This is a genomic window from Lysobacter sp. Root76 (assembly GCF_001428685.1).
In the GTDB taxonomy this organism is placed as follows: domain Bacteria; phylum Pseudomonadota; class Gammaproteobacteria; order Xanthomonadales; family Xanthomonadaceae; genus Lysobacter.
Genome location: NZ_LMIK01000005.1, coordinates 780,660 through 796,337 on the forward strand (window position 1 = coordinate 780,660; position 15,678 = coordinate 796,337).

The 15,678-nt window shown below is 68.1% G+C and carries 21 protein-coding genes; 18 read left to right on the forward strand and 3 right to left on the reverse strand.

Annotated features, from left to right (window positions below):
• The first annotated feature begins 35 nt into the window (after positions 1-35).
• The 3 genes from ASE10_RS10790 to ASE10_RS10800 all read left to right on the forward strand — a co-directional run bounded on the left by ASE10_RS10790 (position 36) and on the right by ASE10_RS10800 (position 2,293).
• Entirely contained in the window at positions 36-560 is a 525-nt protein-coding gene (locus ASE10_RS10790; RefSeq protein WP_056304867.1) for a hypothetical protein, read from the forward strand.
• A 256-nt stretch (positions 561-816) separates the two neighbouring features.
• Entirely contained in the window at positions 817-1,584 is a 768-nt protein-coding gene (locus tag ASE10_RS10795) for an N-acetylmuramoyl-L-alanine amidase (RefSeq protein ID WP_056304869.1), read from the forward strand.
• Between the two features lie 208 nt (positions 1,585-1,792).
• Positions 1,793-2,293 (forward strand): hypothetical protein, encoded by a 501-nt coding sequence (locus ASE10_RS10800; RefSeq protein WP_157488356.1) that lies wholly within the window; start codon positions 1,793-1,795, stop codon positions 2,291-2,293.
• A 96-nt stretch (positions 2,294-2,389) separates the two neighbouring features.
• Here the strand turns inward: ASE10_RS10800 and ASE10_RS21055 are convergent, their stop codons facing one another.
• Positions 2,390-3,679 (reverse strand): APC family permease, encoded by a 1,290-nt coding sequence (locus tag ASE10_RS21055; RefSeq protein ID WP_056305264.1) that lies wholly within the window; start codon positions 3,677-3,679, stop codon positions 2,390-2,392.
• A gap of 261 nt (positions 3,680-3,940) precedes the next feature.
• Here ASE10_RS21055 and ASE10_RS21060 point away from each other — a divergent pair, with 261 nt between their 5' ends.
• Positions 3,941-4,540 carry a hypothetical protein gene (locus tag ASE10_RS21060; protein ID WP_157480846.1) on the forward strand — a complete coding sequence of 200 codons (600 nt, stop codon included), beginning with the start codon at positions 3,941-3,943 and terminating at the stop codon, positions 4,538-4,540.
• 22 nt (positions 4,541-4,562) lie between these two features.
• Positions 4,563-5,333, forward strand: coding sequence for a lytic transglycosylase domain-containing protein (locus ASE10_RS10815; RefSeq protein WP_235566439.1), 771 nt, complete (start codon positions 4,563-4,565; stop codon positions 5,331-5,333).
• A 30-nt stretch (positions 5,334-5,363) separates the two neighbouring features.
• Here ASE10_RS10815 and ASE10_RS10820 read toward each other — a convergent pair whose 3' ends face one another.
• Positions 5,364-5,867: a hypothetical protein gene (locus ASE10_RS10820; RefSeq protein ID WP_055909163.1), complete on the reverse strand. Its 504-nt coding sequence runs from the start codon at positions 5,865-5,867 to the stop codon at positions 5,364-5,366.
• 221 nt (positions 5,868-6,088) lie between these two features.
• Here ASE10_RS10820 and ASE10_RS10825 point away from each other — a divergent pair, with 221 nt between their 5' ends.
• The 9 genes from ASE10_RS10825 to ASE10_RS10865 all read left to right on the forward strand — a co-directional run bounded on the left by ASE10_RS10825 (position 6,089) and on the right by ASE10_RS10865 (position 12,170).
• A complete protein-coding gene (locus tag ASE10_RS10825; RefSeq protein ID WP_056098552.1) occupies positions 6,089-6,592 on the forward strand; it encodes a hypothetical protein in 504 nt (167 codons plus the stop codon).
• Between the two features lie 68 nt (positions 6,593-6,660).
• Positions 6,661-6,855, forward strand: coding sequence for a CPXCG motif-containing cysteine-rich protein (locus ASE10_RS10830; protein WP_055909155.1), 195 nt, complete (start codon positions 6,661-6,663; stop codon positions 6,853-6,855).
• 164 nt (positions 6,856-7,019) lie between these two features.
• Positions 7,020-8,162 carry a winged helix DNA-binding domain-containing protein gene (locus ASE10_RS10835; protein WP_082586097.1) on the forward strand — a complete coding sequence of 381 codons (1,143 nt, stop codon included), beginning with the start codon at positions 7,020-7,022 and terminating at the stop codon, positions 8,160-8,162.
• A 352-nt stretch (positions 8,163-8,514) separates the two neighbouring features.
• Entirely contained in the window at positions 8,515-8,916 is a 402-nt protein-coding gene (locus tag ASE10_RS10840; protein WP_055909153.1) for a hypothetical protein, read from the forward strand.
• Between the two features lie 127 nt (positions 8,917-9,043).
• A complete protein-coding gene (locus ASE10_RS10845; RefSeq protein ID WP_055909151.1) occupies positions 9,044-9,781 on the forward strand; it encodes an HAD family hydrolase in 738 nt (245 codons plus the stop codon).
• 132 nt (positions 9,782-9,913) lie between these two features.
• Complete coding sequence (locus tag ASE10_RS10850) at positions 9,914-10,384, forward strand: hypothetical protein (RefSeq protein ID WP_055909149.1); 471 nt, start codon at positions 9,914-9,916, stop codon at positions 10,382-10,384.
• Positions 10,385-10,491: 107 nt separating this feature from the next.
• Positions 10,492-10,932: a hypothetical protein gene (locus ASE10_RS10855; RefSeq protein ID WP_056098560.1), complete on the forward strand. Its 441-nt coding sequence runs from the start codon at positions 10,492-10,494 to the stop codon at positions 10,930-10,932.
• Between the two features lie 2 nt (positions 10,933-10,934).
• Positions 10,935-11,576: a hypothetical protein gene (locus tag ASE10_RS10860; RefSeq protein WP_055909146.1), complete on the forward strand. Its 642-nt coding sequence runs from the start codon at positions 10,935-10,937 to the stop codon at positions 11,574-11,576.
• A 99-nt stretch (positions 11,577-11,675) separates the two neighbouring features.
• Positions 11,676-12,170 (forward strand): GNAT family N-acetyltransferase, encoded by a 495-nt coding sequence (locus ASE10_RS10865; RefSeq protein ID WP_055909142.1) that lies wholly within the window; start codon positions 11,676-11,678, stop codon positions 12,168-12,170.
• A gap of 27 nt (positions 12,171-12,197) precedes the next feature.
• Here the strand turns inward: ASE10_RS10865 and ASE10_RS10870 are convergent, their stop codons facing one another.
• Positions 12,198-12,539 (reverse strand): hypothetical protein, encoded by a 342-nt coding sequence (locus tag ASE10_RS10870; protein ID WP_055909139.1) that lies wholly within the window; start codon positions 12,537-12,539, stop codon positions 12,198-12,200.
• 709 nt (positions 12,540-13,248) lie between these two features.
• Here ASE10_RS10870 and ASE10_RS10875 point away from each other — a divergent pair.
• From ASE10_RS10875 to ASE10_RS10890, 4 genes are all read left to right on the forward strand, one after another.
• Entirely contained in the window at positions 13,249-14,448 is a 1,200-nt protein-coding gene (locus ASE10_RS10875; protein WP_056304875.1) for a replicative DNA helicase, read from the forward strand.
• Between the two features lie 142 nt (positions 14,449-14,590).
• Positions 14,591-14,938, forward strand: a complete 348-nt coding sequence (locus ASE10_RS10880) for a hypothetical protein (protein WP_056304877.1) — start codon at positions 14,591-14,593, stop codon at positions 14,936-14,938.
• On the forward strand, positions 14,935-15,444 hold the full coding sequence (locus ASE10_RS10885; protein WP_056304879.1) for a hypothetical protein: 510 nt from the start codon (positions 14,935-14,937) through the stop codon (positions 15,442-15,444). Before ASE10_RS10880 ends, ASE10_RS10885 begins: the two co-directional genes overlap by 4 nt.
• Positions 15,441-15,674: a hypothetical protein gene (locus tag ASE10_RS10890; protein WP_056304881.1), complete on the forward strand. Its 234-nt coding sequence runs from the start codon at positions 15,441-15,443 to the stop codon at positions 15,672-15,674. The genes ASE10_RS10885 and ASE10_RS10890 overlap by 4 nt, the downstream gene beginning before the upstream one ends.
• The last annotated feature ends 4 nt before the right edge of the window (positions 15,675-15,678 follow it).

Consider the following 15,678-nt stretch of genomic DNA (forward strand, 5'->3'; position numbering starts at 1 on the left):
CGGCGCAAAGTGCGCCTGAATCCAGGAGCGCCGCCATGCAAATGACCCTGCCTGCCATGACTCCGATCCTCGCCACCGCGGGCATCGGATGGTTGTACTACCGCCGCATCCGCAGCCAGTTCGGCCGCCAGGCCTATCGGCCGACGCGCGCGCTGGTGCGCCTGACGATCCTGAGCGTGGCGATGCTGGCGCTGATCTTCGGCGCGGTCATGCTGCCGCATGTGTGGCCGGGCGTGCTCGCGGGCAGCCTGATCGGCGCCGCCATCGGTGTGTTCGCGCTGCGCCATACGCATGTCGAGCCCTGCCTGAAGGCGGCGTACTACACGCCCAACCCCTGGATCGGCGGCGCCTTGTCGTTGCTGCTGATCGGGCGCCTGGCCTGGCGCTGGGCCGGCGGCGCGTTCTCCGGCGGTATGCCGATGACCCAGACCAGCCCGCTGACGATGGCGATCGCCGCGACCCTGGTCGGCTACTACCTGGTGTACGGCATCGGCCTGCGCCGGCAGATCCGCCGGCCGGCGCCCGTGTCGCTGCCGGAGCCGAATGCGTCCGCCGAATAAGCGCGCTGCCCGATCCGCCAAGGCGCCGCCGCCATCGAGGTGGCGGCCTCCGGAACCGTGGCCTGTGCGCGTCCTGGCCGAAGGCCGCGACAGGTGGGCGCCGGAGGCCGCCGTGGTCGTGGATTCGCAGGTCCCGGCTCGCCTGCATGCGGCTATCGTGCGACGATCCGCCGGCGATGCAATCAGAGGCGCGACAGTGCAGTCGTTATCCGATCCTGGAAAGGTCGTCTGTGAAAACGTCGGCGGCGCAGCTGCTGTGAACGCGGCGCGCTGGCTGCGCTCGGTATGCGTGGGGCTGCTGCTCGCCGGCCTGTGCGCCTGCGCGAGCGTGCCCGCGCGCAACCCGCTCGCCGAATGGCGCGGTTCGCCCAATTACGGCCCGCGCCGGGCGCAGCTGATCGTGCTGCACCACACCGAGATGGACAGCGCCGAGGGCGCCTTGCGCGTGCTCAGCGCGCGCGATCCCGAGCGCCGGGTCAGTGCGCACTACCTGATCGGCGCCGACGGCCGCCTGTACCAATTGGTGTCGGAACAGGACCGCGCCTGGCATGCCGGCGCGGCGACCTGGGCCGGCATCGAGGACCTCAACTCGGCCTCGATCGGTATCGAGCTCGACAACGACGGTGCGGCGCCGTTCGCCGAAGCGCAGATCCAGACCCTGCTGCAACTGCTGCAGGACATCACCCGGCGGCTGTCGATTCCGCCGCAGTTGGTGATCGGCCACGGCGATATCGCACCCACGCGCAAGCACGACCCGAGCGCGCTGTTTCCCTGGCAGCGCCTGGCCGAGGCCGGCTACGGCCTGTGGCCGCGCGCGCAACGCGCCGCCGTGCCGCCCGGCTTCGACCGCTGGGCCGCCCTGCGCACGATCGGCTACGACCTGAGCGATCCCGCCGCCGCGCGCCGCGCCTTCCATCGTCACTACCGCGGCCAGGAGAGCGACGCCTGGCTGCCCGACGACGATGAGATTCTCTACGACCTGCAGCTGCAGCTGATGGCCTTGCCGCAGTCCGTGCCGCAATGACGGAAGCCGCCATGGACAACGCCATCTGAGCGACTTGTCCGAATTTGGCGGAATCACGTGAGCGCGTCGGCGCACTCGCTAGCTCCCTTAGCATCGATCGCGCCGGCCGCTCACGCGCGCCGGCGTGGGCGACCGTGGACGCGCGCGCCCGCATACACACGAGATGGGCGCGACCGGTCGTCCGGCCTCTCAGCAGGCAAAGGAAACCATGCGCGCAATTCGTTTGAGTTTGATTCTGATCGCGGCCTTGTCCGTCGCGCCCATCGCCGCCGCGCAGGACGCGGCCACGTTCGACCCCACTGCGGTGGTAGCGCAACAAAAGCGGATCCGCAGCGATCTCGACGCCGGTGCCGGCCGCTACGGCGCCCTTCCGGCCGACGCCCGCCGCGAAGTGTCGGCGCGCCAGGACGCATTGTTCAAGTTGCTGGAAGGTCGCAGCTACGAGGACCTCAGTGCCGCCGAGCGCAGTCAGGCCAGCGAAACCCTGGCCTGGATCGAAGCGGCGCCGCAACGCAGCGGCGAGGAACGAATGGTCTGCGAGCGCGTCAAGGCCATGGGCAGCAATCGGGTGGAGCGCGTGTGCAAGACCGTGGCGCAGCGCCAGGCCGAACACGACTCCGCGCGTAACCGCGCCAACAAGAGCGGCGTGGATCGGGCATTGGAGCAACGCAACGTGTGCGCCAACGCCAGCTGCGGCGGCGCGCGCTGAACGACCGCTTGGCGAAGAACCCCGGCTCCGGCCGGGGTTCTTCCTGGCGAGACGCGGTTGTGTCCGTCTTCTGCTTTCGCTGGAAGCGGTGGACCCTCAGGCGTTCCGCGATCCGGCTTCCGGCTTTCGCCGCAGCAGATAAACCACTGCGCCCACCGCCAGCGCGATGGCGGCGGCGATCAGGTTCTGCGCGCTCGCACTGGCCAGCAAACCCAGAGACAGCAAGGTCGCCAGAATCGGAATCAACGGCCCGCCCGGCAGCTGCAGGGCTTCGGCACGATCCCCATGGCGGCGGCGCAACACCAGCACGGACACGGCGGTGCCGAGGTAGGTGCATAGCCGCGAGACCACCGACAGCAGCGCCAGTTGCACGAACGAGCCCGACAGCGCCAAGGCCAGCGATACCAGGCCGATGGCGAGGATGGCGACCACTGGGGTGCGGAAGCGCGGATGGATCGCGGCCAGCGCGCGCGGGCCGTAACCATCGGCAGCCAGCGCGAGCAGGTAGCGCGGGGCCATCATCACCGTGTTGTTGTTGGTGCCCAGGATCGAAACGCTGGCGCCGACGGTCAGGGCCAGGGCCAGCCACCAGCCGCCGAAGCGCGCGGCCGCGTCGGCCAATGGGGCCTTGGATTCGGCCAGCCCCGGCAAGGTGCCCAGCGCGACCCATTGCACCGCGAAATAGATCGCGGTGACCGTAGCGATCATGGTCAGCAGCGCGAAGGGAATATCGCGACGCGGGTTACGGTATTCGCCCGCGGCGGCGGGCAGGTTTTCGAACCCGGCGTAGGCGAACAGCAGCAGCAAGGCCGCCTGGCCGAGGTTGCGCAAGGGAATCGCATCGCCCGGCAGCGCGCCGGCGGCGTCGGCCAGGCCGGCGTCGAAATGCACGGCGCCGATCGCCACGAACAGGAACAGCGGCAGCAGCTTGGCGATGGCCAGCAGCACCGCGGCGCGCGCGGCGGTACGCACGCCGACCATGTTGATGACGACCAGCAGCGCCAGCGAGCCGACCACCACCGCGATGCGCCCCGGGCCCGCAGCGGCGCCCGGCCAGAAATGCGCGACCGCCTCGGCCAGGCCGTTGCTCAGCGCCGCCGCGGTGGCGATGCGGGTGAGCAGCAGCATCCAGCCGACCTCGAAGCCGATGAAGGCGCCGAATGCTTCGCGTGCATACAGATAGCCGCCGCCGGGCTGGTCGAAGTAGCTCGCGGCCTGGGCGTAGCACAGCACCAGCAGGCTGACCGCCGCGCCCGCCAGCAGCACCGCCCACAGACTGGCCGGACCCAGCAGCGCGGCCGCGGTCGCCGGCAACAGATAGATACCGCTGCCGACGACGTCGTTGATCGACAGGCCCAGCAATTGCCAGCGGCTGACTGCGCGCAGCGGGGCGGGAGCGGCGTCGGCGGGCGGCGCGCCGCGGCGATCGGACGAAGACGACGACGAGGACGGTTCCAAGGCATCACCCGGCGGGAGCGTGAGGGCCAGAGTGCCCCAGTCGGACGCCGCGAATCCAGCGCGGACCCGCCGTATCGCGACCGCCGACACCGGTTGTGCGTCCGTTAGGCCGGAAATCACGGCCGCGGCGCTACTATCCGCACGCCTCGTGCCGCCGCCGGGCGGCCGCCCCCAAGGAGATGGACCCGAATGAGAGCGTTGATCCTGACCGCAGCCGTCGTGCTGCTGGCCGCCTGCAAGCCGGCGCCGACCGACACCGCTGCGCCTGTGGCCGCCACGCCCGCGCCGGCGACCGCGCCGGCGAGCCCCGAGGCGCCCGCGCCTGAGCCGGGGACCGCCGCTACGCCGGCTCCGGCCGCAATCGAGTCCGTGCCGGCCGCGCCCGCCAGCGACGAAGGCAGCGCCCAGGTCAACCAGTCGATCGAAGAAGTGCTCGGCGATCCGGCCATCTACGAACCGGCGATCCGCGCGTTCCAGAAAGCGGTCGCCGCGCACGATGCGGCCGCGGTCGCCAGGATGGCCGACTACCCGTTCAAGGCGACCGCCGACGGCAAGCCGACCCAGATCAAGGACGCCGCCGCGTTCGTCGCCGCCTACGACAAGATCGTGACCCCGGCGATCGCCAAAGTCGTGTCCGAGCAGAAGTACGCCGAGCTCGCCGTCAGCGGTAAGGGCGTGATGTTCGGCAACGGCGAGGCCTGGATCAACGGCATCTGCAAGGACAACGACTGCAAGGCCGTCGACGTGCGCGTGGTCGCGATCCAATCCACCGAGGCGGCCGCGCATTAAGACGCGCGCGCCCCTGCCGGCGGTGTTGGCGCTGGGTGCCGCGCTCGCCCTGGGCGTGGCCGGCAGCGCGCACGCGCGCAAGGTCTATCGCTGCGTCGGACGCGACGGCACGGTCAGCCTGGCGACTGCGCCGGAGCCGGGCTCGCGTTGCGAGGTGCGCGAGTTCGACGACAACGTCGCCAAGGTGCCCAACCTGTGGGGCTCGATGGGCGTGATCAGCGGCACGCTCTACGAACGCCAGCAGGACGGCAAGACCGTCTACAGCACGCGCAATCTGCCCGGTTCGGTCAAGGTCCTGTCGTTCATGGTGGAAACGCCGCCGGGCGAGCCCGCGCATGTCGGTCTGGGCCGGGTCGGCAAGCCGCAACTGGACAAGTACGCCGCGCAGTTCCGCTCCGCGGCCAAGGCCACCGGCGTCGACGATGCCTGGCTGCGCGCGATCGCCCACGCCGAAAGCGGCTTCAACGCCGCGGCGGTTTCGCCCAAGGGGGCGCAGGGCGTGATGCAGCTGATGCCGGCCACGGCCAAGGAGTACGGTGTGGTTGATCCGTTCTCGGCCGAGGATTCGATCAACGCCGGCGCGCGGCATCTCAAGCAACTGATCCGGCGCTACAAGGGCGACCTGACCCTGGTCGCTGCCGCCTACAACGCCGGCATCGGCGTGGTCGCCCGCTACGGCGGCGTGCCGCCGTATCGCGAGACCCAGGCCTACATCGCCAAAGTCCAGGCCCTGCACGAAAACTACCGCCTCGCCCTGGCGGCCCAGCCCAAGCGCGGCGCGAAGAAGCGCTGAGCGCCGCGGCCCAGGCCGGTGCGGTGGGCTTCAGGCCACCGCGGCCTTATGCGCTTCGAAAGGAAGTGGAATCGCGCCGCTCTGGGCGACGATGCGCGGTTCGGCTGCGGTCAGCAGTTCCTTGCTGCCGTCGACCACGACCAAGATGCGACCGGCTTCGATCTCATCATGGAACTTGCGCCGGATCGGATCCGGCAGCGACGAGCCCACCAAGGCCGAGGCCCAGCAGCCGACCATCGCGCCGGCCATGGCTGCCGCGGCCGCGCCGGCCAGGGTCAGCGCGATCGGTGTCGCCGCGACCACCGCCAGGCCTGCCGCCAGACCCGCGGCGCCGCCGATGCCGGCCCCGCGCAGCGCGGCGGGCATCAGGTCGGTGTCGGCTTCCCTGCGTTCGTTAGGGATCGACGCCAGCTCGATGTCCGAGCGCGCGATCAACAGAATGTCGTCGTCGTTCACACCGGCTTCCAGTGCGGCGTTCATCGCGGCCTGGGCGCTGTTCAGATCTGGCGTGCTGAACACGTGTCGGATCTTCATGCTTCCTCCTGACGCGGAGTCAGGTGCGCATCGCCACGCCGCGCACCGTGCGGGTGGCGACCGGAGCGAACGCACTCCTAGCGCGTTACCGCCCGGCCGTCGCCACGAGCTTGGGCGCGGCCGGGTTACCGTCATGTGACGGGCGTCGGCGCCTGCGCTTCGCCTTAACGATGCGGTGTTAATGTCTGTTCGATTCGATACCGCATTACACGGAGACCCGCATGCGCACGCAGTATTCCGCCTACGCACTCGCCGCCGTCGCCGCGCTGACGCTTGCGGCCTGCAAGCCGGCACCGGCACCGGAAGCGCCCACGCCGGCCGAGACCCAGACCACCGCCGACACCTCGACCCAGCCGGCGATGTCCACCGACACCCCGACGCCGGTCGCCGCCGCGCCGGCGCCCAGCGCGACGATCGCTCCGGAGGCCTTCGTCGGCAAGGTCTGGCAGGTCAAGGATTCCTCCGCGGTCGAGGCCGGCACCACTTACGCCTTCCTGGCGGATGGCACGCTGGTCGTGGATTCGGACAGCGGCACGCCGCTGTACGGGCAATGGAAGTTCGACGCCGGCAAGCTGACCCTGATCGAGGAAGGGCAGTCGTATCCGACCGACATCCTCAAGCTCGACGCGGGCGAGTTCCGCATCCGCAGCCACAACCCCGGCGAACCGGTCGAAACATTGCTGGTGCCCGCGGCCGACCAGACCTTGCCCAAGGCCAAGCCGTGAACGTGGCGGCAAACGCTGCGGGCGAAGCGCTGCAGACCGATCGCGTCTAGCGGCGAGGGACGATAGCCATGGCCATGCAACCTTTTGTCGACGTGACCTGCCCGTATTGCGGGGAGACGATCAGCCTGATGATGGATCTCTCGGCCGGCGATCAGAACTACATCGAGGACTGCCAGGTTTGCTGCCGGCCCATCGTCGTCGCCGTCGCGGTCGACGAAGACGGCGAGCCGCAAGTCGCCGTCAGCGGAGAAGACGAAGCCTAAGCGTCGGTCGCGGCGCCCGCAGGGTGCATGCTCGTCATCGCGCGAGGGCGACCATCCAGCGACTTCGACGTTTCGCCCGCAGGGCCGATCGCATCGCAGCGGTGAAGCCACGTTTGCCGTCGTTCGGGCTATCGTTCGTCGTATGTAAAACCACAGCGACGACCATGCCCGCAAGGAAATCCGCCGCCGCTCGCGGCTCCGGTAGCGACACGCTCGATCCGCGCGCGCTCAATCGCGCCCTGCTGCATCGACAGGCCCTGCTGCAGCCTTCGTCGGAATCGGCCTTGGCGATGGTGGAGCGCCTCGGCGGCCTGCAGGGACAGGCGCCGAATCCACCGTACCTGGGCCTGTGGACACGGCTGACGGCTTTCCGCCCCGAGGATCTGACCGAACTCATGCAAACGCGGCAGGTGGTGCGCGCGACCATGATGCGCGGCACCCTGCATCTGGTGAGCGCGCGCGACTACCTGGCCTGGCGCGCGACCCTGCAGCCCGTCTTGCGGCGCTTGTCCCTGCAGAGCGATCAGGGACGTGCGGTACACGACATGGACCTGGACGCCTTGAATGCGGCCGGGCGCGCGCTGCTCGCACGCAAGCCGCTCAGCGCGACCGCGCTCGGGCCGCTGCTGCGGGAGCGGTGGCCGGATCGCGACGCCGCGGCGATGGCGCGTTGGGTGCGCAGCGTCGAGCCGCTGGTCCACGTGCCGCCGGCCGGGGTATGGGATTCGCACCAGGCGGCGACCTTCGCGCCGGCCGCGGACTGGCTCGGCCAGCCCTTGTCCACGGACGATGCCGCCGACGCCATGGTGCTGCGCTATCTCGCCGCGTTCGGGCCGGCCTCGGTAAAGGACATCGCGGCCTGGTCGGGCCTGCAGGGCGTGCGCGCGATCGTGGCGCGCCTGCGTCCGCGGCTGCGCGCCTACCGCGACGTCCACGGTAACGAGCTGTTCGATCCCATCGACCTCGGCCTGCCCGATGCCGGGCAAGCGGTGCCGCCGCGCCTGCTCGCGGACTTCGATAACGTCCTGCTCGCCCATGCCGAGCGCAGCCGCATCTTCGAGGAGCGCCATAAGCCGACGATCTTCACCCGCAACGGCATCGTCCGCGCGACGATCCTGATAGACGGCTTCGTGCGCGGCACCTGGAGCATGGAGCGCGGCAAGGACGCGGCGGCCATCACGATCGTGCCGTTCGCGCGGCTGTCCAAGGCCGATCGCGCGGCGCTGGGCGACGAAGCTGCGCGCTGTCTGGCGAGCTTTGCGCCCGGACTCGCACACGACCTGCGTTTCGAGGCCGGCGACCGCTGAGTACGCCGCGCAATCCATGCATTCAGCGCGACATCTCGGTGCAGTCGTTCGCTGCGGATGCCAGCGCCGAAAAATGCGCGCCAAAACGCCATCGATCTGCGATTTCGTAAAGGTTGTGTTGTGTTCAGCCAATCGCCGCACAGCGCAACCCGGCGCAAGGCCGTCCTGCGTCACGTTTTGACGCGTTTCGGCGGACGGTCCTAACGTCATTCGCGGCAAGTGTGGTTAAGCGAACGTAGCTTTAACGCTTCGTGCCTGAGATCGGTTCAGATGCGCACCGGCAAGGTGCAGTCGTGCGGTGGCCCCCAAGCTTTCTGACATCCGCGCAACACATCTATCCAGGAGAGAACGCATGAACAACCTGTCCCGCAAGTCGCTGATCGGTGCCTTCGCCCTCGTCGCCACTCTGTCGGCTCCGCTCGCGTTCGCGCAGCAGGCCGAACAGGCTCCGCCGACCGAACAGAGCGCCGACGCGGCGGCTACTGCGGCTACGACCGCCGGCGATGCCGCCGCCCAGGCCAGCGAACCGGCAGCGGCGACCGCGACCGCCGCCGCGCCGCAGAAGAAGAGCTGGAGCGACGTCGACGCCGATAAGGACGGCAATCTGAGCAAGACCGAGGCGTCCTCGGTGCCCGCGCTGGGCCAGGTCTTCGACAAGGCCGACTCCAATGCCGACGGTTCGCTGACCGCCGCCGAATACAAGGCCTACGTGGCCAAGGCGCAGAGCGGCAAGCCGGCCAAGCACGGCGGCTGATCGGGTTCGAAACCAAGGGGTGTGGACTCCCTGCGGAAGGAAGGGCGGCTAGGGCCGCCCTTCCTGTTTTTACGGGCCGCTTCTATCCGCTGTTTTGGGCGGACCCGCAGCGCGGCATAATGCGCGGATGAATTCCACGCACGCGGCCGGCATCCGGCTGGTCGGCTTCGACGCCGACGACACGCTCTGGCGCAGCCAGGACTACTTCGACCAGGCCCAGCTCGATTTCGAGCGCATCGTCGGCGCCTACGTCGACCTGCACGACGCCGGCGTACAGGAGCACCTGTACGAAGTCGAGAAGCGCAACATCGCGCTGTTCGGCTACGGCGTGAAGGGCATGGTGCTGTCGATGATCGAGGCCGCGGTCGAGATCACCGGCGAGCGGATCAGCGCAGCCCACCTGCATCGCATCGTCGGCCTGGGCAAGGACCTGCTGCGGCATCCGGTCGAACTGCTGCCCGGCATCCCCGAGGCGGTGCGCGCGATCGCAGCCGAGTACGACGTCGTGCTGATCACCAAGGGCGACCTGTTCCACCAGGAGTCCAAAGTGCGCCAATGCGGCCTGGCCGAACTGTTCCGCCGCATCGAGATCGTCAGCGAGAAGGACGTCTCGACCTACGCGCGCCTGTTCGACGAATTCGGTCTGGCGCCGGATCAGTTCGTGATGATCGGCAACTCGCTGCGTTCGGACATCGCGCCGGTGCTGGAGCTCGGCGGCTGGGGCATCCATATGCCCTACCACGTGACCTGGGCGCACGAGAACGAGGCCGAGATCGCTGCCGATGCGCCGCGCCTGCGTCGCGTCGACGGCGCCGCCGCGCTGCCCCAGGCGGTGCGCGAACTGGCCCGCGCCGCCGCCACCTGAACAGCGGCCGGCATTATTCCCAACGCCGGCTGAGCGATTCCGGGCCGGGCCCGGAAAATTAGGAAGTCGTTCACCGTCGCGGTCGCATCGTCTGCCCATGCCTGCAATGGTGCAGGCGTTGAGGAGAACGACATGACCGCACTGTCCCGATGGCTCGCCCCGGTGGTAGTGGCCGCCGGCTTCGGCGTGGTCGCGATGACGCCGGCTCCGGCGGTGGCGCAGAGCAACGATGACCTGGCTCGCGTGATCGTCGATGTGGCCGACGTGATCATCCGCGGCAACACCCCGTACTACCGCTACGGCAACTACGGCTACGACGATCGCCTGATCGTGGTCCGCGACCGCTACGGTCGTCCGACCTATTACCGTAACGTGCCGCGCCGCAACTACTACTCGCAGCCCCCGTACGGCAACGCCTACGGCTATCGCAACCAGCACAGCCGCCAGCGCGTGACCTGCAACAGGTACGGCAAGTGCCGGACCGAGTACTACGACCCGCGTTACGACGACCGCTATGGCCGCCGTTACGACAATCGCTACGACAACCGTTACTACGACGGCCGTAGCGACTACCGCTACGATCGCCGTCGCTACGACGATTGACCGCCACCGGCGGCGGCACCGCTCTCCGCGGTGCCGTCGCCGTTTCTGCTGCCGCGCGCCGCTTTCGGTGCTAGCCTGCGGCCCTGTCCGCGAGGAGTCGTCCCGTCATGAAATCGCTGCTGCTGTGCGCCAGTCTGGCCGTCGCCGGCCTAGCCTCCACCTGGGCCCCGGCGGCGCAGGCGGCGGGCAACGTCGACTGCAAGCTCCACTTCAACATGTCGGGTTGGTCGGTGTTCTACAAGACCTCCTCCGGCAGCGGTACCGTCCAGTGCAGCAACGGCCAGAGCATGGCGGTCAAGATCAGCGCCAAGGGCGGCGGCCTCACCGTGGGCAAGTCCCGGATCGAGAACGGGGTCGGCGAATTCTCCGGCGTCCATAACATCTCCGAGATCCTGGGCACCTATGCCACCGCCGAGGCCCATGCCGGCGCGGTCAAGTCCAGCAAGGCCCAGGTCATGACCAAGGGCGAAGTCTCGTTGGCCCTGGCCGGCAAGGGCGAGGGCTGGGACCTGGGCGTGGCCTTCGGCAAATTCGTGATTTCACGCTGAGCATGGACCGCAGCATCGCGCCGCCGTCGAATAGTTCGCCGCGCTCCCCGGTGCGGGTGCGTCTGCTCGCCCTGGTGGCGTCGATCGCGGCGGTGCTCGGTATTGGCCAGAGCTGGGCCCAGGATTTCGCCTTCGGCTGGGATCCGCGCAGCGGCGACGCCTGGGTCGATACCTGGCTGAGCGATGTGAACCGTTACGGCACGCGCTACCGCGAACCCTTCGTGGACGAGATGGTGCGCAATTACGGCGCGCCGCGCGAGCTGGTGTCCGAACTGCTGGCGACGCGGCGTTGGGCGCCGGGCGACGTCTACTACGCCTGCGCGATGGCGCAGGTGCTCGGCCGTCCCTGCCGCTACGTGGTCGACGAGTGGGAACGCAGCCATGGCGAGGGCTGGGGCGCGGTCGCGCAGCGGCTGGGGCTGAAGCCCGGTTCGCCGGAATTCCATCGCCTCAAGCGCGGTTTCGTGCCGACCTACGACCGCTGGGGCCGTCCGATCGCGATCGACGCCGAGCTGCGTCGCGATTTCCCGAACCGGCCGACGGTCAAGAGCAAGCGCCCGCTGCCACCGCAGGCCCACGAGGCCGGCAAGGCAAAAGCCAAGGGGCAGGGCAAGGGGCACGCCAAGGGCAAGGGCAAGGACTGATTGCGCGGTGGTCGCGCGCGGTGCCGGGCCGCTGCATAAGCGATCCGATCTCCGCCGCTGTCCGGTCGCCGCATTGGCGCAGGGCCGTATCATGGCCGCATGACCGACGCCTCTCGCGCCTCCGATATCCGTATCGTCGATTTCGCGCCGCAGTGGCGCGACGATTTCGCCCGCCTCAATCTGGAATGGCTGGAACGCTGGTTCGCGGTCGAGCCGATCGACCGCGAAGTGCTGGGCGATCCGGAAACCCATCTGCTCGCCGGCGGCGGCCAGATCCTGTTCGCGATCGACCGCGACGGCCGCGCGGTCGGCACGGTCGCGCTCAAGTACGAGGGCGACGGCGTCTACGAGCTGACCAAGATGGCGGTCGACAGCGCGCAGCGCGGCGGCGGCATCGGCCGCTTGCTGATGCGGGGCGTGCTGGACAAGTTCCGCGCCCTGCGGGGTCGCGAATTGTTCCTGGAATCGAGCACCCGGCTCGCGCCCGCGCTCAAGCTCTACGAAAGCGTCGGCTTCCGGCATTACCCGGCGCCGCGGCCGGGCTCGCATTACGCCCGCGCCGACGTCTACATGATCTGGCACCCGCCCGAGTAGGCGCGGGCGCGGGGCGTAGCGCCGCAATCAGTCCTTTTTCTTGTTGTCCATCGGCCGCTCGTTCGGCGGCGGATCGTCGGCATTGGCCTTCTTGGCGCCGTCGCCGCTCATCATGGCCTGGTGCGCGGCATCCATTTCGGCGGCGGTAACCTTGCCGTCGTGATTGGCGTCCATGCGTTCGAACATCGCGCGCGCGCCGGCGGCGTGCTCGGCGGCGGTGACGATGCCGTCGTGGTCGCTGTCGATCGTGGCGATCTTCTCGGCCGAGGTCATCATCGGCCGCATCTTCGGGGTTTCCTGGGCCGTGGCCGATATCGCCGCGAGCGCGGCGGCGAAGCTCAGCGTACAGGCGAGGGTCTGCGGTTTCATAGCGGCCTCCTGGGTCGCGGCCCCTGCACCGGGCAGTGTCCGCCGCCGGCGGTGACGCGGCTGTGGACCCGGCCCCGTTCAGGCTGACGCGACGGCCCGCGTGATGGTAGTGGCCTTGGAACAGCGCGGCTGGTCGCCCGATTTGGGCTGGGTGCGCTTTGCGCCGACTATGGACGGTCGCAATGCCCGCCTGTGCCCGCTCCGTGACCGGAGCCCACGCGCTACCGCTGCCCGCCGAAAGCATTCGGCTGCCGGTGGCGCCCATGATGGACTGAGTCGTTAGCGGCTAAATTGTCTTTAAATGCAATATGTTGCGGCGATACAGGGTGCATGGTGCGAACAGGTTGGCACCGCTTACTTTGCTCAGGGCTCTGCAGCTAACGAGCCTTTCATATTGATATCCCTACGTTGCGTCTAGCCAGGCAAGGACAGCTCATGAGACCGCCTTTTCTTTCGATCGTGTTCGCCGTCTCCGGGGGCTGGCTTCTCTGCGCATGCGCGCACTCCACAGCCGAACCCGACCGCCAGCCTGCCAAGGAACATGCCGTCATGGTCACGCCCGGATCCAATCCTGCGACTGACAATCCAAAACGCAGCGCCGTGGAGATCGGCAAACGGTTCCTGCAGCTGCTTGAAGGGTTGGAGTCGCGAGATGACTTGAGCCTGGAGCGCGTCAAAAGTGTATTGGGCGTTCCTTTAAGGCGTTTTGATGGCACACCGGACTATCTTTTCGCCTACAGCAGAGAGCTTCTACCGCCGCGATCACCAGCTCATCTGGCAGGCGGTCTCCGAACTGGTTGACAAGCGGCGGCCGTTCGATGCGGTGACCCTTGGCGAGTGGTTCGCCTCCGCGGGCATGGCCGAACACGTCGCCGGCGGCGCGTACCTGATGGAGCTGGCCAGGACGACTCCGTCGGCGGCCAACATCCGCGCATACGCGGAGATCGTGGCGGACAAGGCCCGGCTACGCCGCGTTATCGACGTGGGCGCGGGCCTGGAGAACATGGGCTTCAATCCGGATGGGAGGAACAGCGTCGAGATCGTCGGGCATGCGATGGCCTCGCTGGGTGAGCTGATGCAAGCCGAGCCCTGCGAGCTGGAGGAGGTCGGGCCGGTCCTCGTACGTGTGTTCGAGAACCTGCAGCGGCGCTACGAGCTCGGCGGCGCACTGGATGGGGTCTCCACTGGCCTGACCGAGCTGGACCGCGTGCTCAACGGTCTCAAGGGCGGTCGCCTGTATGTGCTGGCGGCCCGACCCAAGATGGGCAAGACGAGCCTGGCTCTCGGCATCGCGCGAGCCGTGGCGGTAGAGCAGCGGCAGCACGTCGCGTTCTTCACCTTCGAAATGCCGCCCGAGGAGCTGATGGAACGCATGGTCTGCGCAGAAGGGGAGGTCGACCACGATCGCTTCCGCCGCGGGCAGCTCGAAGACGAGGAATGGAGCAAAGTCACCCTGGCCATACGCCGGCTCAGGGGTGCGCCGCTGCGGGTCTCGCGCCCACGTACGTCTCGCATCGACGCGGTTTGTGCCCAGGCGCGTCGCCGGCACGCAAAGAAGCCCCTGAAGCTCATCGTGCTGGACTACCTGCAGCTGCTCGACACGAAGGGCGCCGAGAACCACACACTGGGCGTCACTGAGATCAGCCAGAAGCTCAAGATGCTCGCCGGCGATCTGGACGTTCCGGTGCTGGCTCTGTCGCAGCTCAACCGAGCGGTGGAGTCGCGACCGAATAAGCGGCCGATGCCTGCGGATCTATCCAAGAGTACGGCTGCATCGTTTGCCGCAAGCACTACAGGATTCGGCGGGCCGCCGAGATTCACCACCTCACGGTGGGCGGCCGGCACGGCCAGCGTAGGCGCGGCCACGACTTCACCATCGGCCTATGCAGCTGGCACCACCGCGGAGTGAATGCCTTCGGCAGCGCCGAGCTCGGGGCCGCTACCTACGGGCCGAGCTACGCCCTCGAGCCTCGCGCATTTCGTGAGCGCTTCGGAGGTGACGAAGCGCTACTGGCCTACCAGAACCAACTCATCGCCAAACAGGAGGCAGCATGAGATCCAAGCTCAGCATCCCCATGGGCAATCCAGTCACAGGGGAGATGGAGTTCCATCGCGAAGTTACTGGCGACATCATCGGTCCGTTCCTCGTTCATCGGGAGGCCAGCGCATACCTCGCTGGATGGGTGGTAACCCACCGGGCCACCGGCTACGCGGTGTTGAACGAGATTCCCGAAGAGCGAAGCGCCAAGTGGCTAGCGCGCGAGCTTCAGAAGGTCCAGGTCTCTTGGGATTTCTCGGAGCCGGCAGCCGTGAAGTCGCTCTCTGCCGAGGCTCTCGCCAAGATCAAAGTTCTCCGGGCCGAAGCGCGCCGCGGATCCTTCCGGCAGGCCGCGGCATGACGTTGCAAGTCATCGCCGGTGTCGACCCTGGTCAGACCGGCGCCGTGGCCCTCTTAGCCGATGGCCAGCCTGCCGGCTTTGTCGACATGCCGACCCTCACCCGCAAAGCTGGTGGCGAGATGGTTGACGCAGGGCACCTCGCCAGATCGCTGCGCGAGCTGCTCTCCAAGCACCCTGGCGCTAGTCGATACGCAGTCATCGAGCGGGTGGCGGCCATGCCGCAGCAAGGGGTCAGTAGCGTCTTCAGGTTTGGCCAGGCTGATGGCGTAGCGCGTGGTGTCATCGGCGCGCTACGCCTGCCGCTGATCGACGTGCCTCCGCTTACGTGGAAACGCCATCTGGGTCTGGACAACAAGGACAAGGACGCTGCCCGCCAGTTGGCGATCAAGCTGTTTCCAGTCATCGCGGTCGAGCTGGCTCGCAAGAAGGATATTGGCCGGGCTGACGCGTTGCTGGTGGCGTACTGGGCATACGTGACTGAGCAAATTGCGAGGAAGGCTGCATGAGCGAGGCCCTGGAACTTCAGATTGAAGTGGCCTGGGTGGCGCTCACCAGGATGAGTGTCGGTCGTAGCCGCACGCTGCATCTGACTCGCGGCCGACGCGTGGTCTGGTCTGCAAACGATCGGCGGGCTACCGAGCTCGTGGAGATCGGCACTTACACCCGAGGCGTGTCCCTGGCGGAATTGCGTGAGGACGTGTTCTACAGCCATGCGAACTACAGGGAGGCTACGTAAGGCG

Bases quoted from the DNA above. Each gene is read 5' to 3' on its own strand.
- ASE10_RS10845 (WP_055909151.1), top strand. From the start codon at position 9,044: ATGAATTCCACGCACGCGGCCGGCATCCGGCTGGTCGGCTTCGACGCC.
- ASE10_RS21060 (WP_157480846.1), top strand. From the start codon at position 3,941: ATGAGAGCGTTGATCCTGACCGCAGCCGTCGTGCTGCTGGCCGCCTGC.
- ASE10_RS10820 (WP_055909163.1), bottom strand. From the start codon at position 5,867: ATGAAGATCCGACACGTGTTCAGCACGCCAGATCTGAACAGCGCCCAG.
- ASE10_RS10825 (WP_056098552.1), top strand. From the start codon at position 6,089: ATGCGCACGCAGTATTCCGCCTACGCACTCGCCGCCGTCGCCGCGCTG.
- ASE10_RS10850 (WP_055909149.1), top strand. From the start codon at position 9,914: ATGACCGCACTGTCCCGATGGCTCGCCCCGGTGGTAGTGGCCGCCGGC.
- ASE10_RS10855 (WP_056098560.1), top strand. From the start codon at position 10,492: ATGAAATCGCTGCTGCTGTGCGCCAGTCTGGCCGTCGCCGGCCTAGCC.
- ASE10_RS10835 (WP_082586097.1), top strand. From the start codon at position 7,020: ATGCCCGCAAGGAAATCCGCCGCCGCTCGCGGCTCCGGTAGCGACACG.
- ASE10_RS10890 (WP_056304881.1), top strand. From the start codon at position 15,441: ATGAGCGAGGCCCTGGAACTTCAGATTGAAGTGGCCTGGGTGGCGCTC.
- ASE10_RS10875 (WP_056304875.1), top strand. From the start codon at position 13,249: ATGGCACACCGGACTATCTTTTCGCCTACAGCAGAGAGCTTCTACCGC.
- ASE10_RS10840 (WP_055909153.1), top strand. From the start codon at position 8,515: ATGAACAACCTGTCCCGCAAGTCGCTGATCGGTGCCTTCGCCCTCGTC.
- ASE10_RS10830 (WP_055909155.1), top strand. From the start codon at position 6,661: ATGGCCATGCAACCTTTTGTCGACGTGACCTGCCCGTATTGCGGGGAG.
- ASE10_RS10860 (WP_055909146.1), top strand. From the start codon at position 10,935: ATGGACCGCAGCATCGCGCCGCCGTCGAATAGTTCGCCGCGCTCCCCG.
- ASE10_RS10880 (WP_056304877.1), top strand. From the start codon at position 14,591: ATGAGATCCAAGCTCAGCATCCCCATGGGCAATCCAGTCACAGGGGAG.
- ASE10_RS10790 (WP_056304867.1), top strand. From the start codon at position 36: ATGCAAATGACCCTGCCTGCCATGACTCCGATCCTCGCCACCGCGGGC.
- ASE10_RS10870 (WP_055909139.1), bottom strand. From the start codon at position 12,539: ATGAAACCGCAGACCCTCGCCTGTACGCTGAGCTTCGCCGCCGCGCTC.
- ASE10_RS10885 (WP_056304879.1), top strand. From the start codon at position 14,935: ATGACGTTGCAAGTCATCGCCGGTGTCGACCCTGGTCAGACCGGCGCC.
- ASE10_RS10800 (WP_157488356.1), top strand. From the start codon at position 1,793: ATGCGCGCAATTCGTTTGAGTTTGATTCTGATCGCGGCCTTGTCCGTC.
- ASE10_RS10865 (WP_055909142.1), top strand. From the start codon at position 11,676: ATGACCGACGCCTCTCGCGCCTCCGATATCCGTATCGTCGATTTCGCG.